Genomic DNA, 26,340 nt, shown 5'->3' on the forward strand with positions numbered 1-26,340 from the left:
TTACACCACCTCCACTTCCGAATAGGTGCCATTCAAACTTCCGATCACTTTCTGCCGCTGGTTCCAGGTCAGTGAGGCTGCCCCGGTATCCACTGGAACCATATCGATCGCGCCGTCTGCTGGACAGACAATTGAACAAAGATTACAACCTACACAATCTTCCTCGCGGACCTGTAGAATAGCTTTCCCATCTGTATTAGTTAACATATCAATACACTGATGTGAAGCATCTTCGCAGGCAATATGGCATTTATTACAGTTAATGCAGTTGTTCTCATTAATACGGGCAACGACCTTATAGTTGAGATCCAGATCACCCCAGTTGGAGTACCGGGATACCGATTTACCGATTAACTCTGTTACGGAAGCCAAACCTTTGTCATCCAAATAGTTGTTCAGGCCATCGATCATTTCCTCCACAATCCGGAAGCCATGATGCATGACCGCTGTACATACTTGAATGCCCGTTGCACCCATCAACATGAATTCAACAACATCCTGCCAGGTCGAAATCCCTCCAATACCGGAGATAGGAATGCCGACTCCCCGGTCACGGGCACACTCGGCCACCATACTAAGCGCAATTGGTTTCACAGCCGGCCCGCAGTAACCGCCATGCGCACCCTGACCCCCAACATTCGGAATGGTGTTCCAGCTATGAATATCTACACCAGCAAGACTGTTGATCGTGTTGATCATACTAATCGCGTCCGCTCCACCCTTAACCGCATGGCGGGCAACGACGGTGATATCCGTAATATTAGGCGTCAGCTTCACAATCACCGGGGTCGTCGCAACTTCTTTTACCCAGGTGGTCTGTGCCTGCACCAGATCAGGCTGCTGCCCCGAAGCAGCGCCCATTCCACGCTCAGCCATCCCGTGCGGACAGCCAAAGTTAAGCTCCAGACCGTCTACACCCACATCCTCTACCCGCTTAACAATCTCATGCCATTTATGCTGCGTTGGTTCTACCATCAGGGAGGCTATAATCGCATGATTCGGGAATCTTTTTTTCGTTTCATAGATTTCCTTCAGATTAACTTCAAGCGGACGGTCGGTGATCAGTTCAATATTGTTAAAGCCCGCAACCCGTTGCCCATTGAAATTTACTGCCGCAAAACGCGATGAGGTATTAATGATTGGATCGCCGAGCGTCTTCCACACCGCCCCGCCCCAACCCGCTTCAAAGGCCCGCTGCACTTGATAACCTGTATTCGTAGGCGGCGCGGAGGCCAACCAGAACGGATTCGGTGATTTGATTCCTGCGAGATTAATACTTAAATCTGCCATTGATGTTCCCTCCCTGTCATGTAAAATCCTATTTGATTTCTACGCTCAGCCCGCAGATCTAACAACGACCTCCTGCTGGCCTGAGAATTGTTTAACAATCGCATGGGCTGCATCTTTTCCCTGCTGTGCCGCTGATACAACCATGGCCTCGCCTTTACCTGAACCAAATATGATGTCCCCAGCGGCATAAATCTGCGGATCGGAGGTTTGGCAGGTGACCTCATTCACCCTCACAACCCCACGGTCATGCATAAGACCTAAGGAATCTATTAGATCTAGACGACGCTTTTGACCAATAGCTATTACAACTGCATCTACAGGAATCAAGAACTCAGAACCCTCGATCGGCATAGGTATTGGACGCCCATCTTTGCCCAGCTCCTCCGTCAGCTTCATCTGCACACATTCCAGTGCAGTTACATTCCCAAGCCCATCACCCACGATACGTTTCGGTAAGGTAAGCCAGTTGAACTCCACACCTTCCTGCTTCGCAAATTCATATTCAAAGTCATAAGCCGTCATCTCTTCGCGGGTCCGGCGGTAGACCATTTTCACATTGGTGGCTCCCAGCCGCACTGAGCAAGTCGCTGCATCAATAGCCGTATTCCCTGCACCAATGACAGCGACCCGCTGACCCATCAGCTCTAGTAGAGGAATGCCCGTCTTAGTGGATTCTACGAGCGCAATAGCATCATAAACTCCAGCCATTTTTTCACCCTCAATCCCTATTGGAGGCACATAACCCATACCCGCTGCCAAAACGATGGCATCATAATTCGACTTCAGCTCATCTACAGAAACATCTACTCCGACTTTCACACCTGTACGTATTTCCACACCCAGCTTCTCTACCTGCTCTACTTCCCAAAGAGATACAGACTGCGGGAGCCGAAACGATACAATCCCATGTGTATCCAGCCCACCCGCTAACGCCTTCGCTTCGTAGATCACAACAGCAAAACCTTCACGGGCGAGTTCCCTAGCCGCTGACAATCCCGCAGGACCACCGCCGATAACGGCTACCTTTTTCCCATTAGGAATGCCAGCCTTAAATAATTGAACTCCGCTGTTCATCGCCCAATCTGTCGCATAACGCTGCAGCAGTCCGATTTGGATCGGCGCCGAGGCATCATTTAACACACAGGCGCCTTCACACAGCTCATCTGTAGGACAAACACGAGCACAGCTGGCACCCACAGGATTGGAATCCATAATCGTCTGTGCCGAGCCTTTCAGATTGTCAGTGGCGATCCGTTTGATAAAGGAGGGAATATTAATGCTGGTCGGACATGCTTTTATACATGGGGCATCATAGCAATATAGACAGCGATTGGACTCATCCATGGCACCTTTATGGGTCAGAGGCGGCTCAGCCTCGGCGAAATTACGCATGAACATATCAGGTGTAAATGCTGTTAACGGAGAAGAATGCTCCATCACTAGTCCCTCCTTATGGGTAATTTTTCATATTTGTGTTATATAATATAACATTATTTCAAGTTTTGTCTGAATATTTTGCTTACATCTTTTAATTATTGTAGTAATATAAGCTTTAACAGAAATTATCTCTCAACGTTCTCCCTGATTAGGTTATATATACTGACATCCGTTAATCAAACTATAGTCATTTCGAATTTTCGTTGCATTAGACACTTTGTCTAATTTCAAAACTGTATTTTTTACGAGTGAGAATAGGCTGAGAATAACAGGGCATTAACCGAAGGCCAGAGCGCAGAAGATCGAGGGGGAGTAACTATGGACTGGGAGCTTGTATTAACCATTCGTGACGCTTTAAAAAGACCACTATTCGCAGAAGCCGAGGTGATCGGCGGGAAAAGCGGCCTAAGCCGTGCCATTCGCTGGGTGCATGTGCTGGAAAGTGCCAACTTCGAGACTCTGATTCATGGCGAAGAAATGATTTTGACTACGGGGATTGGTGCAAGTGTCGATCTCCCTTCCTCCTTGGAGTTTATGCAGAACCTGATCGATAAAAATGCAGCTTGCCTATGTATTGAGTTAGGTACGTATTTCAGCACCATCCCGCAAGAGATGATCGAATTAGCCGATAGGCATGACTTTCCGCTAATCATCTTCACCCGCACGGTTCGTTTCGTAGATATCACGTTGGATCTTCATTCGATTATCATCAACCGGCATCACCGGATGCTCCAAGAACTTGAAAAAATCTCACGTGAATTCCACCGTCTGACCTTAACTTCACAAGGAACGCTGAAAGTGCTGCAATTATTGTGCAAAAGCACCCGCACACAAATTGTCTATATGCAGCTACAAGGCAAACCCTTATTTTTCCCGGCCCTTTCGCCGGAAGAGCAGGCTCCATTGCTGAATTTTTTCACCGCCTTCGGCGACGAGCTGGAAGGAATTCAACCTGACGCTGCCCCCTATATCCGGGAATATGGACAGAAGACCATCGCGCTCAAGCCTGTAGGTGCGCTGGATCAGACCTGGGCTTACATTCTGATGGTATGCAATCACAAACCACAGGAATTCGACTGTCTGCTGCTGGATTCCGCCTCTTTGTCCATTGCTCAGGAGCTGCTGCGAACCCGGTATATGGAGGAGCGCAAGCTTTTTTCAGAAAATCTATGGGTCGACGAGCTGATCAATGGCCGCATCGAAGATGATAACCGCTTAAAGGGCCTGATAGGCTCTAATTTCAACGTGGTCAACGAGCTCCCTTACCGTGTATGCCTTATAGAGATCAAGAACCCCAGAGATGTAAAATGGAACAGCTCGGAGAACGAATGGGAGTCCATCACCTTCCACCTTTCGCTCATCCTGCGTTCCATCTTTGAGAAATATTCTTTACGTCCGCTGATCACCCTTAAGAACAATCGCCTCACCGTCATCGCCCTCGACATCCAATCAAAAATGCCTGGCAAAATGCGACTTCAACAAGCACTTGAAGCCCTGCAGAACATCCGCTCCGATGAGAAGCTCAAGGATTTGCAGCTCGTCATTGGAGTCAGCAAATCGCATAAGCGCCTAAAACGAGCCTATTCCGGTTATCAGGAAGCCCTACAGGCATTGTCGTTATACTCCTGTTACCAGAAGTCACTGCTCTTCTATGAAGAGCTGGGTGTATTCCAGTTGCTGTTGAGCTTAAATGACGGAAAAACGTTGCAGAACTTCATTCGCAGTTATCTCGGCCCGCTAATCGACCACGACCAAACCAAAGGCAGCGAGCTGCTGCTTACCCTTCGTGTTTATCTGGATCATGATGGTTCCAAACAAATTGCCGCTCGAAACTTATTCATTGTCAGACAGTCACTTTATTATCGCCTGGACAAAATAACAGAGCTACTGGGTGAAGACTTCATGCAGCCAGAGAATCGGATCTCCATTCAAGTCGCCCTGCGCGCTTACCAATTTCTATATCCAGACAAAATCACTTTACCTAGCCCCCGTTCAGCACAGATTTAAAGGTATCGATAATAAATTCTATATCTTCATCCGTGGAGGATAACGGCGGGGCGAAGGTAAGCACATTGTTGAACCCAGCTACGGTATCGCCATTTTTGCCGATGATAAGCCCCTTGGACTTACATTCGGCAATAATTCCTTTCACAATATTCAGATCAACCGGCTTCTTACTGACCTTGTCTTCAACCAGCTCAACCCCTGTCATCAAACCAAAGCTGCGGACATCACCTACAAGCTTGTGATCAAGCAGCTCGGTAAATTCTGTATTTATTCTTTTACCTAAAAGATCCGCACGTTCCACCAGCTTCTCCTGCTCGATAATCTCCAGATTACGCAGCGCCAGCGCACAGGAGGCAGGGTTGCCACCAAAAGTATTCACATGGCGAAAATGGCCATAGTCATCGCTATTGTCCTTAAATACCTCATAGATATCCTTACGAACAGCAGTCGCGGATAAAGGAAGATAAGCGCTAGTCAGTCCCTTAGCCATCGTTACGATGTCAGGCTTCACATTAAAGTTGTGATGACCAAACTTACGTCCAGAACGCCCGAATCCACAAATCACCTCATCCATAATGAGCAACACACCGTGCTTACGGCAGATTTCCTGCACCCGATCCAAATAAACCTGATGCGGTACAATGACGCCACCACCCGTAATTACAGGCTCCATAATCACCGCAGCTACCGTCTCCACGCCTTCCCAGATGATCATATCCTCTATGGACTGTGCACACTGGAGGTTGAATTCTTCCACAGTCATCCCGGCCGGGCGGCGATAGCTGTCCGGGGGAGCTACATGCAGAAACCCACCCGCCAGCGGTTCATATTTATATTTGCGCTGGGCCTGGCCTGTTGCAGATAATGCACCCAGCGAACTGCCGTGATATCCACGATAACGGGCAATGAATTTATGGCGATAATGCTGGCCGATTTGCTGCTGGTACTGGCGTGCCATTTTGAAAGCAGCCTCATTGGCTTCCGATCCACTATTGGAAAAGAAGATCACGTAATCGCCTCCGAGCCATTCATTCAGCTTCTCCGCCAGCGCAATCGCCGGGAGATGACTTTGTGTCAGAGGAAAATAAGGCAGGGTCAGCAACTGATTGTAAGCAGCTTCCGCCAGCTCCTTGCGCCCGTATCCCACATTTACACACCATAAGCCAGACATCCCATCCAAAAATCGATTGCCCTGTATATCCGTAATCCACGACCCACTCGCCGAGGCGGCAATCATAGGCGGATTCTTTTCACTATAAGGCGTAATGTTGTGCCATAAATATTCCTGATCCTTCTTCACCGCAAGCTCGCTATCGTTCCCCAGACTCTGCATAACATTTTCTCCTCTCAGCAGCTCATTTTCTCTAATAACGGGCAGTGATCATCTTTTTACGCGTATAGAACTCCACCCCATCACGCCCATTGGCATGCAGGTCTCCATAGAACGATTTCTTATAACCCGAGAAGGGGAAAAATGCCATGGGCGCAGGCACGCCCAGATTCACACCCAACATCCCTGCATCAATTTCTTCCCGAAATTCACGAACCGCCTTTGCGCTGTCTGTATAAATACAAGCCCCATTCGCGAATGGGGACTGATTCGTTACCCCAATCGCTTCACTCAGACTTTTCACACGAATCACTGACAATACCGGTGCAAAAATCTCATCCTTCCAGATGGTCATTCCCGGCTGTACATGATCAAATATCGTCGGCCCGATAAAATAACCCGCACCACCCGTAGCAGCATCCTTCCGCCCGTCTCTCACAAGCTTGGCTGCCTCAGCTTCACCAGTCTCAATGTAATAAAGCGTCCGCTCCTTATTCGACTGGCGAATTACCGGACCCAAAAACACCCCGTCATCGGCGCCATTACCAATCTTAAGCTCATCCGCAGCCGCAGCCAGACGGTTCACTAGCTCGTCAGCGATATCCTCATGAACCACTACGACCGAGCAAGCCATACACCGCTCACCTGCCGAGCCAAAGGAGGCCGCAATGATATTTTTGACCGCATTGTCCAGCTCCGCATCAGGCAGCACAATCGAGTGATTCTTAGCGCCTGCCAATGCCTGAACCCGCTTCCCTTGCGCCGTCCCTGCCTTATATACATATTCCGCAACCGGCTGCGAACCCACGAACGAAATCGCCTTCACTTCATCATGCTCCAGCAGCCCATTCACAACCTCGTGCGCCCCATGTACCACATTCAGTACACCTGGAGGAAAGCCCGCTTCGGCAAATAACTCTGCCAATCGATTAACAAGCAGCGGTGTCCGTTCAGAAGGCTTCAGCACAAAGGTATTTCCACAAGCGATGGCAAGCGGAAACATCCAACAAGGAACCATCATTGGAAAGTTAAAAGGGGCAATTCCCCCGATAACCCCCAATGGATAGCGGTACATCCCGGATTCAATTCCGGTAGCAATGTCCGGGAGCTGGCTGCCCATCATCAACGTGGGGATGCCTGCGGCAAATTCCACACACTCAATTCCACGCTGCACCTCACCTTGCGCCTCTTCCAGACTTTTGCCATTCTCCAGCGTGATCAGCTCGGCCAGCTCATGCCAATGCTTCACCAGCAGCTGTTGATATTGGAAAAAGTAGCGGGCACGACGCGGCACAGCGACCCTTTTCCACACTTGAAATGCCACTGCAGCCGCATCTACCGCCGCACCCAGCTCTTCCCTACTGGAAATGGGCACATAGGCAATCACTTCACCCGTCGCCGGATTATATACCTCTTCATCTCGCCCGGACGACGATTCTACCCAAGCTCCATTCACATAATTCTTAACTCTTTCAGCCTGCGTTACTAGGAGAGACATAGCTCGCACCTCTTTCTCTGTTTCAGATGCACTGATGGACTGCTGATTATAATAGATGACCGCCAGATCAGGCGGCCATCCACTGTAACATTTGAGCTCAACTGGTTATTTTGCCGCCATTTCTACGATTTCGTTCGTGTAAGCCTCATCTACCTTAACCGGTTCTTTAATGACACCAAATTTAAGCGAAATATCAGCAGTTTGCTGGAACGCCGCCGCATCGGTATATCCCATCTTGGCACTGTCAAAGCCTTCAGGTAGAATCAGCTTGGCAACCTCAGTCATCATTGTCAGCTGATGTTCCTTCGTTGTACTGCCGTCTTCCGCTTGCTTCATCACACTGTCCACTGCGGCTGCAGGATCAGCAATTGCATCTTTCCAGCCTTTCAGGGAGGCACGTACGAACTTTGCCGCAGTCTCTTTGTTCTCCGCAAGCCATTCCTTATTGGCGAACAAGTTATCCTCAAGCATCGCAACGCCTTCCGTATTCATGTCGATGACATTCAGATCCTCAGCCTTAATGCCTGACTCCAACACTACTTGGTACTCGTTATAGGTCATCGCTGAGGCCGCATCGATCTGATCGCCCAAGAACTGATCCATCGTGAACCCTTGCTTCGTAAAGCTCAGATCCTTATTCGGATCGAACTTATATTTATCGAATAACGCTAATAGTTCAAACTCGTTGCCGCCCATCCAGTTGCCTACTTTTTTACCCTTAAGATCAGCGGCTGAGTTGATGCCCGCCGATTTTTTGGAAACCAGGACCAATCCGCTCTTTTGATAGATTTGCGCGATCTGCACCAGCGGCATTCCCTCTTCAAGACTCGGCAGCAAGCTGGCTACCCAACCCACACCGATATCTGCGGAGCCGCCTGCCACTTGCTGTTCCGGAACGATATCAGGCCCACCCGGCAGAATTTCTACATCCAAGCCTTCTTCCTTGTAATATCCTTTATCCTGCGCCACAAAATACCCAGCGAATTGTGCCTGCGGCACCCATTTCAGCTGTAGCTTCACTGTAACTGGATCAGCAGCCGGTTCAGTAGCAGCACTTGCGTCAGGAGCTGCTGATACTTCAGGGGCAGTCGTAGCTTCAGCTGCCGAGTTATTATTGTTGCCACCGCAACCCGCCATTAAAGAAACACTCAACATCATCACGATTGCCAACAAACCACCACGAAATTTGCGTTTTTTCCCGTTCATCAACCGAACTCCCCCTATCGTAATTTAAGTTTGTAACAAGCACAGTATGGACAAGCATCGTGGTGCGTTTATGCATACAGCCGCGGGCGGTTTCTCTTTTCCATTCCCACTATGGCCGGATGTAATGAGGGCGAGATTAAGTACGCTGCGAAGGATGCCACTTAATGAATACTTTCTCCAGCCGCTCAACCACTAAATAGAAGAGCACGCCTGCAATTGCAGCCAGCACAATACAGGACCAGCCCAGTGGCATTTTGGCAACTTTAATGGAATTGGAGAGCAGATATCCAAGCCCCTTTGAGGAGAAAAAGAATTCCCCAACAATGGCGCCAATCATACTGGCAGTAGCATTAATCTTCAGTGCTGTAAATACATAGGGCAGACTGCTCTGAATCCGCAGATAACGGAACACTGCCGGTTTACCTGCCGCATAAGAATGCATCAGATCCAGCGCCAATGGATCAATCGCCGCCATGCCCTTATAGGCGTTGATCGCCATCGCTGCCATTGTAGTTGCTGTTACTATGGCAATTCGTGAGCCTATCCCATCTCCAAACCACAGATTCATGATGGGCGCGAGGGCGACGATGGGCACAGCATTTAGGGCGGCAACCAGCGTCAAGCTTCCACTCCCCCAGCGCGGCCAAGCCGTAGCGACTAAAGCGATCAGGAAGCCGATAGCAGAACCAACCAACATTCCCAGCACAGCTTCAGCAAGCGTGTATCCGGTATAGGACAACAACAAGCTGAAATTATCTCGCATAGTTTCGGCGATGGCTGTAGGCAGCGGGAGTTGATACTTTTTCAGATCAAAGATCTTATGAAAGAATTGAAATTCCCATAGTGCAAGAAATAACAGACCTGCCAGTACAGGCAGCAGCACCCCTGCACTAAATATCCTCTTCAGCATTCGTGAGCCGCCTCGACTCGCCGTAGCTTCCGCAGGTTTCGGAACGGCTACAGCATTCTTTTGTGTAGCCGTTAGCGCCGGCTGAGCCATTTCTTTACCAGTAGAGCCTATAAACGAGGTCTCCCGAACGGAGTTAGTTTCCATTAGCGGCTGCCTCCTTTCGGACGATATTCAGGCTGCCAAGGCGTTACCAGGCGTTCTATCAGACTGATTAACCAGTAGCTTACGATCCCCAGCAAGGCACCCACAATCACCGTAGACCAGAACATATAGGTGTGAGAGCTTCCATAATAGAGATTGCGCAGCATAATTACACCAATGCCATGCTGGGCACCCATAAGCTCCACCAGAATAGCTCCAGTCACAGCAAGTGGGGCAGCTATCTTAAGCCCACCGAACAAACCCGGCAAAGCCGCTGGGAATCTTAGTTTCCAATAGACCGCCCAAGGTTTGGCCGCGTAAGAATGCATCAATTCGAGCGCTGATGGATCTACACTCCGCAAGCCGCGCAGCATGTTCAGAGCCACCGGGAAAAAGGTGATATATCCCGAAATAATAATCCGCGAGGTCTGCTCATCGCGCACAATCCCGTAGATGATGGGTGCCAACCCCAGAATCGGAATCATCTGCGAGGCAATAGCATAAGGAAAAGTTAATTGCTCTATTGTCTTCGACAAACTCATCAGCACCGCCAATGAGGCACCAGCTACCGCTCCAATCAGGAAGCCAACACCAGCATTACCGAAGGTCGCAGCCCCCTCCTTCAAGAGCGTGCCTCCATACTGCCACAAGGTAGCTAACACCTCATGAACATATGGCAGCTTGGACTGTGCTAACGGCGTCTCCACCACATGGAGCAGCATCCAGGAAGTGCCTTCCCAGACTAGCAGCAGGCCAAAAATCCAGACGAACAACGGCAGCAGACGACCTCGCACAAAGATACTGCCCCCTTTCATCACTACACCCCTTCGAAGCTGTCGCGAATACGTGCGATCAGTTCGAAAAACTCTGGGCTATTTCTCATTTCCGCCGTTCGCGGACGTGGCAGAGGAATTTCGACCACAGCAGACAAGCGACCCGGATGCGGGGAAAGAACAAACACCCGGTCAGAGAGGAATATAGATTCAGGAATACTATGAGTTACAAAAACAATTGTGTTCTGCACTTTACTCCAGACAGACAATAGCTCTTCATTCAATCGCTCACGCGTAAATTCATCCAGCGCAGAGAATGGCTCATCCATGAGCAGAATTTCCGGCTCCATCGATAGCGCTCTGGCAATCGCTACACGCTGTTGCATCCCGCCGCTGAGCTGCCACGGATATTTATCCGCAAAGCTCTGCAACCCCACCAGATCAAGAAGCTCCATCGCCTTTTCCTCACGGATTGACTTCTTTACCCCCATCAGCTCCAGCGGCAATGTGATGTTATGCTTCACTTTCCGCCAGTCGTATAACACTGGACTTTGAAAAACAATGCCATATTTTTGCGCCAGCCTGGCTTCTCTGGCACTTTTCCCAGCTACCACAATGTTCCCGCCTGTTGGTGCTATGAGATCGGCCATCAGTCTAAGCAGCGTCGTTTTTCCACATCCGGAAGGTCCGAGCAGGGAGACGAACTCCCCTTTAGCAATATCAAGACTCACCTGATGCAGGGCAAGCACTTCCGCAGCTTCTGTCCGATAACGCATTTCAACATTCTCCAGCTGAATCTCAGGAATATTTGTCGCTAGTGATGACATCCTCAGCCCCCCTTTTCAAAATAAGTCATGTTTATAATGTTATATAAACTGACGTGATATAGATAAGATCAAGAAAACTTCTATCGCATGTAGTATTAACTAACATGTTACACGCTGCTCACTGGACTCTCACTAGACAATTAGTAAAATAGCTCCTGTTAAATTGCGTCATTTTGTCTAGGAGACATTTTTTTGACTACAAACCCGAAGTATTTTTTTTATATCCGTAGATATGTGGTAATATTTATCCATATCTTTCCTCGGCAGGTGACAATAGACCCATGGGATCTATAATCTCGAACTATATTGTAATTGTTGCTATATCAGGTGTGCTGAGCGTCTTATTAGCCCTTTTCGCCTATTATAAAAAAACTGATTTCTTAGGAATCAGGGCTTTTGTTATAAGCTCCTTTACCTCTGCTATTTACACCTTCGGCTTCGCATTAGAGTTATCGGGGAAAACCCTGGAGGAAATCAGCTTCTGGATTAAGTTAGAATATCTGGGGATGCCCTTCATTGCGCCAGCTAGTCTAATCATGGTGATCCATTTCGTTGGGCTGGAGACGCTGTTTAAAAAAGGCATACGGGCGGCGTTATTTATCATTCCGTTCATTACAACGCTGCTGGTTTGGACCAATGATTACCATCATCTCTTCTATAAATCCATTTATTTACGGGAAAATACGCCCACCCCACTCGTTGATGTTGTGATGGGACCTTGGTATATCGTTCACGGCAGCTTTACTTTTGGCTGTCTGCTGGCAGCCATTTGCCTCATGATATGGCAGTGGAACCGGATGAAGCGGGTATACCGCAGGCAGATCATCACAATAATAATCGGGTTAAGTCTTCCAACACTTGGCTCTTTTTTGTATCTGATGGGCTTGACTCCTTACGGAATGGATCCCGTCCCGATCATTATGAGCCTGACCTCCTCCCTATATATTTGGGCTATTTTATCCCGGGGCATGTTAACGGCTGCGCCTATTGCTCGTGAGAATCTCTTCGAGAGCATGCGGGAGGGAGTGCTTGTCACCGACCGCTCGGACATGCTCGTCGATTACAATCGTGCAGCCGCGGATATGATAGAGGGGCTCAACTCCTCATCGATTGGCAAACCGCTAGCGCAATTGTTTCTTAACGCAGGCAAAGACGCCTTGTCCTATGTGATGGACGCCGAGCCGCTGTTGCGCGAAGAACGGGAAGTGGCTTGGAACAAAGCAGAGGAGGTCTGCTATTATCAAATCCGTTCCTCTCCGGTACAAAAACAAGAGGGGCACATAGCAGGACAGATGATCATGCTGATTGACGTGACTGAACGAATACTGCTTCAGGAGAAGCTGCGCCAATTGGCTACGATGGACAGCCTAACCGGTATCTATAACCGCTCCTATTTTTTGGAGCTGAGTCGAGCTCTCCTTGCCCGGTCCGCCAGCCTGCGAAGTTCATTATCTATGATTTTGCTGGATGTGGACTTCTTCAAGAGCATTAATGACCGCTATGGACATCAATACGGAGATCAAGCTCTCCAGCATATTGTCCAAGTGTGCAGCAGACATCTGCGGGAGGGAGATCTCTTTGGCCGTTATGGTGGCGAGGAATTTGTGATCTGTCTGCCAGAGACGTCGCTGAAGCAAGCTGCATTGCTCTGCGAAACTATCCGCGCGGATATTGAACAAAGCACCTTATATACCGTCATCGGGCCCATTAATGTGACCGCCAGCTTTGGAGTTGTGGAGGCCCTAAATCCAGAGGCCACTCTAGAAGAGCTGCTATCTGAAGCCGACCATGCTCTGTATAGCTCTAAACGGAATGGACGCAACGCTGTGCATCTCTCCCAAAGGTCAGAAATCATTCTTTTCAAACCTGTTTAATGACAATCATGTCCCTTCCTGCGCATTCAACAACTGGCCTTATTTTTCATAGTCTGTTTTTAAGTTTAATAAGAGTTATCTGAAAAACTAATCAGAGTGTTGAGAGTAAAATTTGCTTGATGGGATATGGAGGCGTAAGAAATAATGAGGAACCATACAATGATGCAGTTTTTTGAATGGCATGTTGCTGCGGACGGGAAACACTGGGATCGCTTAAAAGAAACTGCACCCGCGCTAAAAGCCGTAGGCATTGATTCTGTTTGGGTACCTCCTGTGACAAAGGCCGTCTCCGCAGAAGATACAGGCTATGGCGTGTATGATCTATATGATCTGGGCGAATATGACCAAAAAGGTACGGTACGCACCAAATATGGCACCAAACAAGCACTGATCAACGCAATTTCGGAATGTCAAAAGAATGGCATCGCCGTTTACGTTGATTTGGTCATGAATCATAAGGCAGGCGCGGATGAAAAGGAAGTATTCCAAGTCATCGAGGTCGACCCCAATGATCGGATGAAAGAAATTTCGAAACCTTTCGAGATTGAGGGCTGGACAAAATTCACCTTCCCTGGCCGCGGAAATGAACACTCTGCCTTTAAGTGGAATCACAATCATTTTAACGGCACTGACTTTGACGCCAAAGAAGAGCGAACCGGCGTATTCCGTATAGTAGGCGAGAATAAAGCGTGGAATCAGAATGTTGACGACGAGTTCGGAAACTATGATTATCTAATGTTCGCTAATATTGATTACAGCCATCCCGAAGTCAAAAAAGAAATGATCCAATGGGGAAAATGGCTGGTGGACACCCTCCACTGCAGCGGCTTCCGCTTGGACGCCATCAAACATATCAACCATGAGTTTGTTAAAGAATTCGCGGTAGAGATGTTTAATAAATGCGAGAAGGACTTCTATATCGTCGGTGAATTCTGGAATTCCGACTTAGAGTCCTGCCGACAATTTCTGAATACCGTCGATTATAAAATTGACCTCTTCGATGTATCCCTTCACTACAAGCTGCATTCAGCTTCTTTGGAGGGCAGAAACTATGATCTGACTAAAATTCTTGATGACACACTGGTGCAGACCCATCCCACCAATGCTGTAACCTTCGTTGACAATCATGATTCTCAGCCTCACGAAGCCCTGGAATCCTGGGTAGATGATTGGTTCAAGCAAAGTGCTTACGCGCTTATCCTGCTGCGACGGGATGGATATCCTGTGGTCTTTTACGGGGATTATTATGGGATCGAAGGACCAACACCTGTAGCAGGTAAAAAAGATGCGATTGACCCTCTGCTGTATACCCGCTATCACAAAGCTTATGGTGAACAGAAGGATTATTTCGATCATCCTAACACGATTGGCTGGACACGGCTCGGCGTGGAGGATATTGAACACTCCGGTTGTGCGGTTGTGATCAGTAATGGTGAGAATGGCCAGAAGAGAATGTTCGTAGGAGAACATCGCGCCGGTGAAGCATGGGTGGATTTCACCCATAACCATAAAGCCACCATAACCATTGAAAAAGATGGTTGGGCGACCTTCCCGGTCAATGGCGGCAGCGTCTCCGTCTGGGCTCTGCCGGATGCAGAAGCTGACAAGAAGTAAATCACTTGTACCTGATTAAAAAGGTGCCCAACGCCGTTTGGCGTTGGGCACCTTTTTTAGTTATTCGCTTTATGCTCCGGATGTCGGGATACAAGCCTCACCAGATCCAGCGTTAAGACGGGTAATGTTAGGGACGCTGGATAAGCCAAGTAACGCGGCTCCCACTCTGGATTGAACTTTTCCTTGTAACGACGCAATCTGGCAAAACCGTAACCATGCCCATGCCCACCTCTATTAAACACTTGATGAGCCAGCTTCTCCTCCTTCAGAGCTCCGGGGTCCTGCCCCCCACTGGATGATAGAGGAGTGTTGCCTAGATTAAATCGCCGATACCCCTTGGACTTCGCCCATTCCAACATACAAACCAATAAATAATCTACCGTCCCGTTTGGGACATTCTTCCGCTGGCGCAACAAATCTACAGACAGAGTCAATCCTTGATCATACCCCGGGGCAATAGAAGCAAATGCCAGTATTGTACCTTTGGCGTTCCGCAGCACCGCAATGGGAGCCAGTTGCAGATAGTCGACCTTAAACCAGCCTAACGAATAACCCTTTTCCGCTCGGCCATTCAACCACTCGTCCGAAATCGCTCGCAGTTCTCTCAGCAAACTATCAGCAAGCGGCGCTTCTGTAATTTCAACAAACATGCCTTCCCGTTCAAAACGATCGCTTACACTTTGCAGATCACCTTTCTTCAGACCACTGAGTGCAATGTTATCAAGGCTTATCACTGCCTCTTCACCCAGCTTAAAAAAGCGATAGCCCTGCTCCTGATAGACCGATAAAAAAGCAGGTGAAGCTTGATAGAAAACTACAACCAGACCATACTGATCTGCAGCTTGTCTAAATTCACTGATGGCTTCATTTATTAAGCTTCTCTCTCCCAGCGGATCACCCAGCACAACGAGCTTATCCCTAACTCTGGCGAAAGCGAGCAGCACTTTATCGTTCTGAGCCCAGAAGAAGCCCTTATCACCCAAAAATAACGTATGCGTTAAGGTATTGCCTTGAACTCCATCTAGAAAATGTTTCAGTTTAGCTACATCCAAGGTCCCGAACAGCTCGTTCTCCTTATGATGGGGCCTGAGGTTTACCCACATTATGAGCAGTACCCAAGACAAGACCAATCCTCCCACTGCCGTAAATGCAACATGACTATACCGCTGCAACCATTCAGGCTGTACACCCGGAGGCAGATGCTTCAGAAATCCACGATGTACATAACAGCCCATCAGATAGTAGCTTAGTGCAATTACTGAGGTGAGGGCAAACCACCAGATCGCGCTCTGTCTGCTGATTGGCGCACTAATCCGATAAAACCGCGATCTGGAAATCCAAAGAATAAGCGCTACTATAAGTAACAAAAGCGCCTCTTCATAATCAAAACCCTTAGTGACTGCAAACAACGATCCAATAAACAGAAGTACGCTAGTCCATACATATGCACTATGAACCCGCAATGTAATGCCCCGCGACAATAAAATCAGCATAAAACCAATAAGTACTGACAGATGATGAGATAGCTGCATTACCGGAAACGGCAATATTTCCTCCGTAATCTTCAACCTATACAGCAATCCGGGTACTGCTGCAGATAGTAAGAGAATAAGCCCGCTAGCTAGTACCAGCTTGCCAAGAGCCCACATCCCAAGATCGCTCAGAAAGGTATACTGACCCGGCCAGCCCCAGATCTTCTGCCATTTGTTAAGAGAGGGTTCGAACCCTGGAACTGAACGATCTTGATCCTTTTTTCCTTGCAGGCCAATTTCCAGTGCAGCCAGCACCAATCCGATCAACCAAGGAATGACATAATAAAACAATCGAAAGATGACAAGCACCGCCATCGCCTTATCGGTCTGGTAGCCAAGCTGTGTCAGCCCGAGCAAGGCAATAAGGTCAAATGCACCGATACCGCCGGGTGCCATACTCAAGATGCCGGCAATGGCAGCAATCGTAAATATACCAAAGATAGCTATAAAATGGACCTCATCCAAGAGATGGCTGCTGATGGTCCAAAACGTCACGCCAGCAAAGCTCCATTCCAGAAAGGAAGCACCGACGGAATTAACGACTGTAAGCCATGGTGTTCTACCTTTTCCCCGGTTAATCCATTTCGCATAAAGCGATGAGCGCTGTACAAACACAAAAACCGGCAAATAAAGCGCCATTCCCCATACTGCAAACACCAGCCAGCGATGTTCTTCCATCAAAGCCGTTGCCGGGAGTAAACCAAAGATATTCGCCCACGAAAGTAGCGATAACCCGGTAATCATAAGCGGCGACAGAAATACAATGGCGGGTGTTAGCACGGAGGTCGGCACCCCGCTTTTTTTATACAGCAGCGTCCTTAAACCAACTCCAGCCAGACCCGCAAACCCAATCAAGTTATTAAATGTATTAGCAATCCATGCATACCGAAAGGTACTCCACAGCCCTACTTTTAAACGAAAATGTGCCCGAATCAAATAATCATAAGCACTCATCACAGCTACGGAAAGAAGTGCAAAACCAATCATTTGCAAAATAGCAGACGTAGGTACTCGCCTTAGTTCACGCATTATAAGTCCTAAATGAACCTGCTTCAGCTCATGTTGTCCCTCCCAGTATACGAACGCTATGATAGCCACTGGAAAAAGGGCTCTGACCGCCCGGATCCGATAGATAGATAAGATCAGTCTTACAATTTTGAATCTTTCTAATGTCTGTTGCTTTGAATGCATGAGCCCACCTGCCTTTACCGCTGACACACGTTGTGCTAGACAATTTTTACAACTAGTCCATTATAGCAATTCTTGGAATAGAAGACCCGTGATAATCAACACCTACTCTATTAGACTGCCAGCAAATCCCTAACCCCTGCAACAGTTAAAGATTTTTTGGGAAATGAGGATAAGCATAGTTAATATATTACGAAGCTGGACAGATCAATATGACGGAACTTTATTTTAGCGGTATCTTTCTAGTATTGGCCAACAATGTGATAAAAGAACATTTAAATTGTAGTCTAAACTTAAAAATACATAACAAAAAGGACATCCCTCACGGCAAAGGATGCCCTTTTTGTTATGTAACACGACTTAGTATGGTTTATACACGAATATCAAATCTGCCTTGGCTATTCGTTGTTGCGGTAGCGATCTCTTGCGGGCTTGCCGCAGCAAGCGCGTTGTTTGCAGGTTTGGCAGGTGCTTCTGCACTACTGCTTGCTGCGGAAGCACTGCTCTGCGACTTCTGGGAAATTTGTGCCTCGATTTGCTTGATCTGCTGCTCAATTTGTTTCGTTTTCGTTTCTTTGGTCTTCGCGTCATCCGAGCTGGCATCAATCTTGTCCAATTCGGCTTCCAGCTTCGCTTTTTGTTTCTCGAGCGCGCTGGTATCTGTAGCACTAGACGTCGAGGTGGTATACGATGTAGAACCTGAGACTGCGGATATACTCATAATCATCCCTCCCTTCCTTACCTCCAATATAATCCTTTTGCAGATAAGGAACGTTAAAACCCGCTGAAAGTTTGCTGAAAGTTTTGCTCACTTTCAAGGTTATAAGGATAAGCTGTTAGGAATTGGTGTTTCCCCGTCTGACCAACAGAAAATAAGACAGAATAGAGAGAACACCCGTACAGGCAATCACAATCGCCATCGGAAGTGCTGAGTCTACGCCCCCAAGGCCCACAAGCGGTGCTACACAGCTACCAAGCAGCAACGGTAACAGTCCGATTAAAGCCGAAGCACTGCCTGCGGCTTCTCCTTGGTCCTGCATTGCAAGTGAGAAGCTGGTTGCTCCGACAATCCCCACACTGGAGACAACGGCGAACAGACAGATTAGAATAGGGATCAGCCCTCCCCCTACCAGGATCGTAAGCAGCAGCAAGACGCCCCCCGTTGTACAGAGCAGCAACCCGCTAAGCAGTAGCTTCGTCTCACTCACCTTACCAGCTAGTCTGCCGGCGATTTGACCTGTAATAATAATCCCAATCCCGTTCACAGCAAAGATCAAACTGTATACCTGCGGAGTAACCGCAAAAATATTTTGCAAAACAAAAGATGACCCTGAGATATAAGCGAACATAGACGCTGTAACAAAACCTTGGGACAAGGCATAACCCATAAACTTGCGGTTGCCAAGTAACACCTTAAAGGTAAGCAGAGTACCCTTCAACCCGCTCTTGGAGCGCCGCTCCTTCGGCAATGTCTCAGGCAAGCGCAGGAGAATCGTCAAGCAGAAGATAATTCCGGCAGCAAATAATACGAGGAATATCCCCTGCCATGTAGTCACTCTTAAGAGCTGTCCTCCAATGACTGGAGCCAAAATCGGACCCAGACCATTAACAATCATCAATAAAGAGAAAAATTTCGTTAGTTCAGAGCCACTATACAGATCACGCACAGCCGCCCTAGAGACAACTACACCCACTGAACCAGCAAGACCTTGAATAAACCGCAAAACAATTAAAAGTCCAATCGAAGGACTAAAAGCACATAGCACTGAGGAAACGGCATAGATGAACATCCCTATAAGCAGTGGACGGCGACGTCCATATACATCACTCAGTGGTCCAGCTACTAACTGACCTGAGGCCAGTCCCAATAAAAAGAAGGTGAGACTTAGCTGCACCAAAGCAGCCGTCGTACCGAAATCGTCGACAAGTGTAGGCAGCGCCGGCAAATACATATCAATCGATAACGGCCCAATGGTTGTAATGGAGCCCAGAATAACAGCAAGTTGCAATCTCTGCTTCCTAGAGGGTCCATCTACAGCAAGTTTATTAGCATTTTGCATTCCAATCATGATCCTTACGTCAACCTTTCTAAAGCAACCCGGGGGCCTTTTTTTGTATTCTTCATACTAACGTAAAGGAACTCAAATGATCAATCCTTTTATAAGACCTCATTCGGGGCTAATAACTTAAAAATAACCGCCAAAAGGCGGTTATCCTAATTGTTTTATTCATTTTGAGATGTACTAAACCCCTGTAGCCAATCTTTGGCGGCTTCGGCTTCCGCCATACTCAAGCGGTGACCTTGGTTGCCCCAATGGGTTGTAACCTCAGCGCCTGCTTTCTGCAGAATCCCCTCTAGCTCCTGAGTTTCCGTAGATGTTATTAGCGGATCATTCGTACCTGCCCCAATAAAGATAGACACCCCTTCAAGAGAAGGAAGCTCCACATTGCGTAATGGCACCATCGGATGCAACAGCACTGCCGCGCGGAAAATGTCCTTATAATGAAACAAAAGGCTACCAGCAATGTTTGCACCGTTAGAGTAACCAACCGCTACCAGATTGTTGGCATCAAACCCGTATTTTTCTGACGCTTCATCCAGAAATTTCTTAATCTCATGGGTACGGAAAACTAAGTCCGCTTCATCGAACACTCCTTCTGCCAGCCGACGGAAGAATCGTGGCATGCCATTCTCCAGCACATTGCCCCGTATACCTAGCACCGATGAATCTGGGGATAACATCTCAGCCAGCGGCAGCAAATCCTGCTCATTACCACCTGTACCATGAAACAACACTAACGTAGGTTTAGTTATATCTTTACCTTTACGGAATACATGAATCATCCCTGCTTCACCTCAATTTCTCTTACTTGAATAGGCGTTAAGTTTTCTTCGATGGCCGCGCGATGCGGCTCAAACCAGGACGGCAGCATCAACTTTTCACCCAACGCATCTGGGGCTTCATCACGGGCAAAACCCGGAGGATCTGTAGCGATCTCGAACAGGATTCCTCCTCTTTCACGGAAATAGATCGCATTAAAATACTGACGGTCTTGAACGGGTGTAGGTCTATGCCCATGACTCTGTACATGGCGCGACCATTCCAGTTGCTCTGCATCATCCTTTGCCCGCCACGCGATGTGATGAACTGTCCCTGCACCTCCCGCTCCGAGCGGAACGGGTGATGTCTTCAAATCAATAATATTACCTAGCTCCCCATTGGTTCTATAGCGAGTATATCCATCTCCGTCAGCAATATGTTCCATACCCAGCGTATGAACAAGTGTCTCAGCTGTTTGCAACGGATTGCTGCTATACAGCACAGCCCCGCCAAAACCTTTGATCGCGTATTTAGTAGGAATCCCACCAAAGGACCACTTACTGAGCGGGCCTTCCTCACGTTCCACCAGTTCAATCCGCAGACCGTCGTAATCGGCAAAAGCTAAATAGGGTTCCGAGATCCGACTTCCTTTTGTAACCGAAATTCCGTATTCAGCAAGGCGTTGTTCCCAGAATTGCAGAGCACCAACCGGCACTGCGTAGATCGTTACGCCAACTTGACCACTGCCGATTCTGCCTCTACGCCCTACAGGTGAAGGGAAAAATGTAATAATCGTTCCCGGAGCACCCTGCTCATTCCCAAAGTATAAATGATAGACCTCTGGAGCATCAAAATTAATCGTTTTTTTCACGAGCCGTAGGCCCAGAATCCCGGCGTAGAAATCAACATTGCGCTGAGCGTCTCCGACAAAAGCTGTAATATGGTGTATTCCTGCAGTTTGAAGTGTCATTATTATAAACTCCCTTCTTAGTTAAAAAACAATGCATCTAGAGAAATCGAACCTGGTCCCGTAAGCGCCACACCTACCGCAAATACCAGAACCGTGAGCGGAAACTCAATCCCGTTCGAAGTGGACCAGAAACCATTTGGAGCATGAACCTTAACGATTGCCCCCAGCATCGTGGCAGCGATCAACACCGCTGCAACAGGCGTTAACAGTCCTGCCGCGAACATAAATCCGCCCACCAGCTCCATAATCCCTGCTAAAATCGCCATAGTCACACCCGGTTTGATTCCGATGGACTCCATCCAGCCTCCCGTACCCTTCGGACCGTAACCTCCGAACCATCCAAATAGCTTTTGTGCACCATGTCCTATAAACGCAAGTCCAATCACCAATCTCATTAATAACAGTCCTACACTTATCATTTTTACATTCCCCTATTCCTTTGATTTAATTATCTTAATGTTAAGATATTGGGTAAAAAAGAGCGCCCGGCGAACCGGAATAACCTATGGGCTGCTCTCCTCTTCCCTCTTCTATCTACAACTCGGAGGCGTTAAACGTATCGCCGCCCTTAATCGTACCCGAGTTAAAACCTTTGTAGAACCAGCGCTTTCTCTGCTCTGAGGTACCGTGAGTGAAACTATCCGGCACTGCATAGCCCTGAGCCTGCTTCTGAATCGTATCATCGCCGACGGCGCTTGCAGCTGCCAGAGCTTCCTCTAAGTCGCCTTCCTCCAGCAGATTCATACCCTGAGCATGATTGGCCCAGACACCGGCGAAATAATCAGCCTGCAGCTCAAAACGAACCTGATATTTGTTGTACTCCTTCTCACTCAACGTCTGACGAAGGGAATCGAGCTGTTTCGAGGTGCCTAGTAATGTCTGTACATGATGTCCAACCTCATGGGCAATAACATAAGCCATGGCGAAGTCGCCCGGCGCATGGAAGCGTTGCTGCAACTCATCATAAAAGCTCAGATCAATATATAGTTTGGCGTCACCCGGACAGTAGAACGGACCGACTGCCGAGGTCGCTGTTCCGCAAGCAGAGTCTACACTCCCACTGTATAGCACTAAGGTGGGGTCCGTATAGGTCATTCCCTGCTGCTGAAAAATCTCACCCCAAACCTCCTCTGTGTCGGCAAGAACTACCGATACAAACTCCGCAAGCTCTTGCTCCTCTGCGGTCTGTTCATAAGGGGCCGTTGAACTGGAGCCTGTGGAAGTCAAACTTCCCAGGATATCCCCGGCATTGCCTCCACTGAGTAACGTGATGACCAGGACAAGGATAATTCCTCCGATCCCGCCACCAATCATCTTGCCGCCGCCGCTCATGCCTCTGCGGTCCTCCACGTTCGAACTCCCTCTTCTTCCCTGCCATTTCATGGCCAAGCCCCCAGTCGAAATATCAGGTAATCTTAAGTAAATGGCTACCTGGCTTCGTTAAGTTAAATATCTTATTAGTGATATACCCAAAAAAGCAGGGTTTCACTTATACTTACTGGAGTTGGGAGAATGAGGATGGAGCCGAACTACTTCCAACCTTATAGAGGCGCCTAGTTATTCGTCATGTTCGCAGCGCCTACACACCTTTGCCAAGCTTTTTCATTAATTCGATAGCCTGGACTTTCTCTTCCTTATCTAATCCACCCATCAAATCATGAATTGAGGCTACATGACGAGGGAAAATCTCATCAAACAGTTCACGGCCTGCATCCGTAATCTCCGCATAAGTAACGCGGCGATCCTCGCTACAGGGTACACGTTTCAGCAGTCCCTTTTTCTCCAACTTGTCGATATTATAGGTAATGCTTCCGCTCGTAACGAGAATTTTCTCCCCGATCTGTTGCAGCGGAATCCGCGTTCTATGGTAAAGTACTTCAAGCACCATGAATTCAGCCGAAGCCAAGCCATAACTCTTCATATCCTTCACCGCATGATCCATTAGGCTCTTATAAGCCTTAGATAAGACTACGAACAATTTCAGTGAGGCGGCTTGTTCTTCGTCAGGTGCACTCTCTGTATTACGCAGATTTACTTGTTTATCACTCATCAATTCCACCTCCACTTCAATCAAACTTGTATTCAATCCATTTATTTGTCTTTACATTAAATATCTTTAAGTTAAGATAACTATACGACTTCCCATCCTCCTTGTCAACCTCATCGCTAAAAAAGTCACTTCCGTCTAGAGACCGGTAAGTTTCCTTTGACACTTTACAGGGAGTGATAAAAATCACCCCAAGTTTGACCTGACCTATAAAAGGGCGTATTCTTGTCTTTACGAATGACTCTTTAGTAAGCGATTTCAATACCCTAAAGGAGGCGACCTGATGAGTTCGTTCAATCCAACCCCTACCGAAGAAGCTATGGAAGGGCAGGCTGGAGCACGACGCGTGCTGATCGTGACAGCCGTAGACGCGGAGCGTGACGCGGTCCTGCGCGGCCTGCAAGGCAGCGACAGGTTCCATGTTATCGCTGCCGGCGCAGGGCCGGCAGCGGCGGCGGCGGGAACCGCTGCGGCACTCGCAGCCGGTTCTTACGGCTGCGTATTGAGCGTCGGGATCGGCGGCGGATTCCCGGGGCTGGCACCTTTAGGCTCGCTGGTTGTAGCCAGCGAGATGATTGCCGCCGACCTCGGGGCCGAGACGCCGGAGGGCTTCCGCAGCACTGCCGAGCTCGGCTTCGGCAGTGTGTCCGTGCCGGCTGACCGCGGCACGGTGCAAGCGATTTCGGCCGCGCTGACAGCGGCCGGGTTACCCGTAAGCACGGGCACCGTGCTTACGGTCTCGACGGCGACCGGCACCGCGGAGACGGCCGCCGCCCATCTCGCGCGGCATCCCCATGCCGTCGCGGAAGCGATGGAAGGCCACGGAGTCGCCGTGGCCGCCCAGGCGCTGGGGCTCCCGGTACTGGAGCTCCGCGCCATCTCGAACCCGGTCGGTCCCCGCGACCGGGCCGCATGGAAGATCGGTGATGCAATGGAAGCAATAACGGCGGCAGCCGCTATATTACTGGAGGTGCTGTAATGACAACTGAGCTTAATATCGCTTTTTCCCCTTGCCCTAACGATACCTTTGTATTTCATGCCTGGGCGCACGGGCTTGTCCCGAATGCACCTAGGCTGAATGTAACCTATGCCGACATTGATATTACCAATACGCTGGCCGCTGACGGAGAAGGACCAGAAGTCCTCAAAATCTCCTACGCTGCTCTGCCTTGGGTTCTGGAGCGGTACAAACTGCTGCCATGCGGCGGCGCTTTAGGTCGCGGCTGCGGCCCGCTGCTGCTTACAGCAAGTGGACCCCATGCGATCAAACGCCCAGAAAAGCTAGCCGGACGCCGGATTGCTGTGCCTAGCGAACGCTCTACGGCTTATTTGCTTTTCCGATTATGGGCAGCACAAAATGTAACTGGAGGCATCGGCGAAATAGTCGTAATGCCTTTCGATGAGATTATGCCTGCCGTACGGGATGGCCATATCGATGCAGGGCTGGTAATTCACGAAGCCCGCTTCACTTACGCCTCGTATGGTCTTAATATGCTGACTGATTTAGGCAGCTGGTGGGAAAGCGATACCGGACTGCCCATTCCTCTCGGCGCTATCATTGCCCGCCGTGATTTAGATGCCGATGCTATCACCGGCTGGATTCGCAGCTCTCTTCAGTATGCGTGGGATCATCCAACGGATTCCAGAGACTATGTGCTTAGCCATGCTCAAGAGTTGGCTCCTGAAGTGGCTAAATCCCACATCGATCTCTACGTGAATGACTTCTCGATGAATCTGGGTGATGACGGCTATGCCGCAATCTCTGCCCTGCTTGATCGTGCTGCGGCAGAAGGACTTGTGCCTGCAATCGATCCAGCACTGCTTCGTTAACATTTACTAGATAGTTTAACAATCCCCGGCTACACCTAAAAGGTGTTCTCCGGGGATTTTATTTATTCTACGTAACATTCCCAGCCAGCCATTATTTGGCTTATCGAACCAGTGATTATACAATAGACTATAAACATGATCTATGAGGGAGGATCACATGATACCTAAAAAAAACAGCAAACAAAACATCGACCGCTTTCTGGGCTTTCAAGATGAATATGACCGCTACCGTCCCGAAGCCCCTGTGATGATTATCAAATTGCTAACAGATTACTTGGGTACCACCCCTTCACTCGTCGCAGATATAGGCTGCGGTACGGGTTTGTCTACTTTTCTCTGGAACGATGCCGCAGACCGCGTAATCGGTATCGAACCCAATCCAGATATGTTGGGAAAAGCAATCGATAAACTTAGCAGATTAGAAGAACCCCAATCAATTACTTTTGTGCAAGGCTACTCTAACCAGCTTCCGCTTGCATCAGATAGTGTAGACATAGTTACCTGCTCACAATCATTCCACTGGATGGACCCTGAGAGTACACTGCAAGAAATCTCCCGGGTCTTAAAAAAAGGCGGAGTCTTTGCCGCCTACGATTGCGATTGGCCTTTATCTCTTCAGCAAAATGTAGAAGAACGATACAACCAACTGATCTCCAAAACAGAAGAATTGCTGGCTTCGCTTTTGCCTAATGAGGAGAGAGCATATAAATGGGACAAAGAAGGCCATTTGTCACAGATCAAAGCTAGTGGGGCCTTCTCTTTTGCCAGAGAAATCGTATTCCACAACCTAGAGTCCTGCGATGCCCAGCGATATATCGGTTTAACCCTAAGTCAAGGGGGAGTGCAAACCATAATGAAGCTAGACGCCACCTTGCTTGAACAAGACATCGCCGATTACACCGCCGCAGTTGAACAGCATTTTAAAGGCAGAACATTAGAGGTTCTGATCAGCTACCGCATGAGAATCGGCATCAAATAATCTTCGATCGCAACCAAAAAAACGCCCCGCCCCCTCATATGAGGAGTTCGGAGCGTTTTCTTCTT

22 protein-coding genes are annotated in these 26,340 nt (G+C 48.6%); 6 read left to right on the forward strand and 16 right to left on the reverse strand.

Annotation, left to right across the window (positions count from 1 at the left end; all coding sequences use genetic code 11):
* Together preA and PODO_RS28395 are read right to left on the reverse strand one after the other, a co-directional pair.
* Positions 1-1,290 (reverse strand): NAD-dependent dihydropyrimidine dehydrogenase subunit PreA, encoded by a 1,290-nt coding sequence (gene preA, locus PODO_RS28390; RefSeq protein WP_036682054.1) that lies wholly within the window; start codon positions 1,288-1,290, stop codon positions 1-3.
* A 45-nt stretch (positions 1,291-1,335) separates the two neighbouring features.
* Positions 1,336-2,727, reverse strand: coding sequence for an NAD(P)-dependent oxidoreductase (locus tag PODO_RS28395; protein WP_051491219.1), 1,392 nt, complete (start codon positions 2,725-2,727; stop codon positions 1,336-1,338).
* A 318-nt stretch (positions 2,728-3,045) separates the two neighbouring features.
* Here PODO_RS28395 and PODO_RS28400 point away from each other — a divergent pair, with 318 nt between their 5' ends.
* Positions 3,046-4,734, forward strand: a complete 1,689-nt coding sequence (locus PODO_RS28400; protein ID WP_036682056.1) for a PucR family transcriptional regulator — start codon at positions 3,046-3,048, stop codon at positions 4,732-4,734.
* On the opposite strand, the gene PODO_RS28405 is transcribed toward PODO_RS28400, so the two are convergent.
* The 6 genes from PODO_RS28405 to PODO_RS28430 form a co-directional block, all read right to left on the reverse strand.
* Entirely contained in the window at positions 4,709-6,067 is a 1,359-nt protein-coding gene (locus PODO_RS28405) for an aspartate aminotransferase family protein (protein ID WP_036682058.1), read from the reverse strand. The genes PODO_RS28400 and PODO_RS28405 overlap by 26 nt on opposite strands.
* Positions 6,068-6,098: 31 nt before the next feature.
* Positions 6,099-7,562 (reverse strand): CoA-acylating methylmalonate-semialdehyde dehydrogenase, encoded by a 1,464-nt coding sequence (locus tag PODO_RS28410; protein ID WP_036682059.1) that lies wholly within the window; start codon positions 7,560-7,562, stop codon positions 6,099-6,101.
* Between the two features lie 105 nt (positions 7,563-7,667).
* Complete coding sequence (locus tag PODO_RS28415; protein ID WP_051491220.1) at positions 7,668-8,768, reverse strand: ABC transporter substrate-binding protein; 1,101 nt, start codon at positions 8,766-8,768, stop codon at positions 7,668-7,670.
* Between the two features lie 136 nt (positions 8,769-8,904).
* Positions 8,905-9,822, reverse strand: a complete 918-nt coding sequence (locus PODO_RS28420) for an ABC transporter permease (protein WP_051491221.1) — start codon at positions 9,820-9,822, stop codon at positions 8,905-8,907.
* Positions 9,822-10,634: an ABC transporter permease gene (locus PODO_RS28425; protein WP_051491222.1), complete on the reverse strand. Its 813-nt coding sequence runs from the start codon at positions 10,632-10,634 to the stop codon at positions 9,822-9,824. The genes PODO_RS28420 and PODO_RS28425 overlap by 1 nt, the downstream gene beginning before the upstream one ends.
* A gap of 2 nt (positions 10,635-10,636) precedes the next feature.
* Entirely contained in the window at positions 10,637-11,419 is a 783-nt protein-coding gene (locus PODO_RS28430; protein ID WP_036682061.1) for an ABC transporter ATP-binding protein, read from the reverse strand.
* Between the two features lie 281 nt (positions 11,420-11,700).
* Here PODO_RS28430 and PODO_RS28435 point away from each other — a divergent pair, with 281 nt between their 5' ends.
* Together PODO_RS28435 and PODO_RS28440 are read left to right on the forward strand one after the other, a co-directional pair.
* Positions 11,701-13,293 carry a histidine kinase N-terminal 7TM domain-containing diguanylate cyclase gene (locus PODO_RS28435; RefSeq protein WP_036682063.1) on the forward strand — a complete coding sequence of 531 codons (1,593 nt, stop codon included), beginning with the start codon at positions 11,701-11,703 and terminating at the stop codon, positions 13,291-13,293.
* Between the two features lie 141 nt (positions 13,294-13,434).
* Complete coding sequence (locus PODO_RS28440) at positions 13,435-14,907, forward strand: alpha-amylase (RefSeq protein WP_036682065.1); 1,473 nt, start codon at positions 13,435-13,437, stop codon at positions 14,905-14,907.
* A gap of 56 nt (positions 14,908-14,963) precedes the next feature.
* Here the strand turns inward: PODO_RS28440 and mprF are convergent, their stop codons facing one another.
* The 8 genes from mprF to PODO_RS28480 all read right to left on the reverse strand — a co-directional run bounded on the left by mprF (position 14,964) and on the right by PODO_RS28480 (position 23,469).
* Positions 14,964-17,630, reverse strand: a complete 2,667-nt coding sequence (gene mprF, locus PODO_RS28445) for a bifunctional lysylphosphatidylglycerol flippase/synthetase MprF (protein ID WP_038573719.1) — start codon at positions 17,628-17,630, stop codon at positions 14,964-14,966.
* Between the two features lie 367 nt (positions 17,631-17,997).
* Positions 17,998-18,348, reverse strand: coding sequence for a FlxA-like family protein (locus PODO_RS28450; RefSeq protein ID WP_036682071.1), 351 nt, complete (start codon positions 18,346-18,348; stop codon positions 17,998-18,000).
* 115 nt (positions 18,349-18,463) lie between these two features.
* A complete protein-coding gene (locus tag PODO_RS28455; protein ID WP_036682442.1) occupies positions 18,464-19,687 on the reverse strand; it encodes a multidrug effflux MFS transporter in 1,224 nt (407 codons plus the stop codon).
* Positions 19,688-19,851: 164 nt separating this feature from the next.
* Positions 19,852-20,472: an alpha/beta hydrolase gene (locus PODO_RS28460; protein ID WP_036682072.1), complete on the reverse strand. Its 621-nt coding sequence runs from the start codon at positions 20,470-20,472 to the stop codon at positions 19,852-19,854.
* Positions 20,469-21,419: a ring-cleaving dioxygenase gene (locus PODO_RS28465; protein ID WP_038573722.1), complete on the reverse strand. Its 951-nt coding sequence runs from the start codon at positions 21,417-21,419 to the stop codon at positions 20,469-20,471. The genes PODO_RS28460 and PODO_RS28465 overlap by 4 nt, the downstream gene beginning before the upstream one ends.
* A gap of 17 nt (positions 21,420-21,436) precedes the next feature.
* Positions 21,437-21,838, reverse strand: a complete 402-nt coding sequence (locus PODO_RS28470) for a DoxX family protein (protein WP_036682076.1) — start codon at positions 21,836-21,838, stop codon at positions 21,437-21,439.
* 115 nt (positions 21,839-21,953) lie between these two features.
* On the reverse strand, positions 21,954-22,802 hold the full coding sequence (gene ypfJ, locus PODO_RS28475; RefSeq protein ID WP_038573724.1) for a KPN_02809 family neutral zinc metallopeptidase: 849 nt from the start codon (positions 22,800-22,802) through the stop codon (positions 21,954-21,956).
* 196 nt (positions 22,803-22,998) lie between these two features.
* Positions 22,999-23,469, reverse strand: a complete 471-nt coding sequence (locus PODO_RS28480; protein WP_036682080.1) for a MarR family winged helix-turn-helix transcriptional regulator — start codon at positions 23,467-23,469, stop codon at positions 22,999-23,001.
* Between the two features lie 280 nt (positions 23,470-23,749).
* Here PODO_RS28480 and PODO_RS28485 point away from each other — a divergent pair, with 280 nt between their 5' ends.
* The 3 genes from PODO_RS28485 to PODO_RS28495 all read left to right on the forward strand — a co-directional run bounded on the left by PODO_RS28485 (position 23,750) and on the right by PODO_RS28495 (position 26,275).
* The gene (locus PODO_RS28485) at positions 23,750-24,445 is read left to right on the forward strand and encodes a futalosine hydrolase (protein ID WP_080742655.1); all 696 of its coding nucleotides are present in this window, start codon (positions 23,750-23,752) and stop codon (positions 24,443-24,445) included.
* Positions 24,445-25,296 carry a 1,4-dihydroxy-6-naphtoate synthase gene (locus PODO_RS28490; protein ID WP_038573726.1) on the forward strand — a complete coding sequence of 284 codons (852 nt, stop codon included), beginning with the start codon at positions 24,445-24,447 and terminating at the stop codon, positions 25,294-25,296. Before PODO_RS28485 ends, PODO_RS28490 begins: the two co-directional genes overlap by 1 nt.
* Positions 25,297-25,453: 157 nt before the next feature.
* On the forward strand, positions 25,454-26,275 hold the full coding sequence (locus PODO_RS28495; RefSeq protein WP_038573728.1) for a class I SAM-dependent methyltransferase: 822 nt from the start codon (positions 25,454-25,456) through the stop codon (positions 26,273-26,275).
* The last annotated feature ends 65 nt before the right edge of the window (positions 26,276-26,340 follow it).

This window comes from Paenibacillus odorifer (assembly GCF_000758725.1).
Classification (GTDB): domain Bacteria; phylum Bacillota; class Bacilli; order Paenibacillales; family Paenibacillaceae; genus Paenibacillus_AQ; species Paenibacillus_AQ odorifer.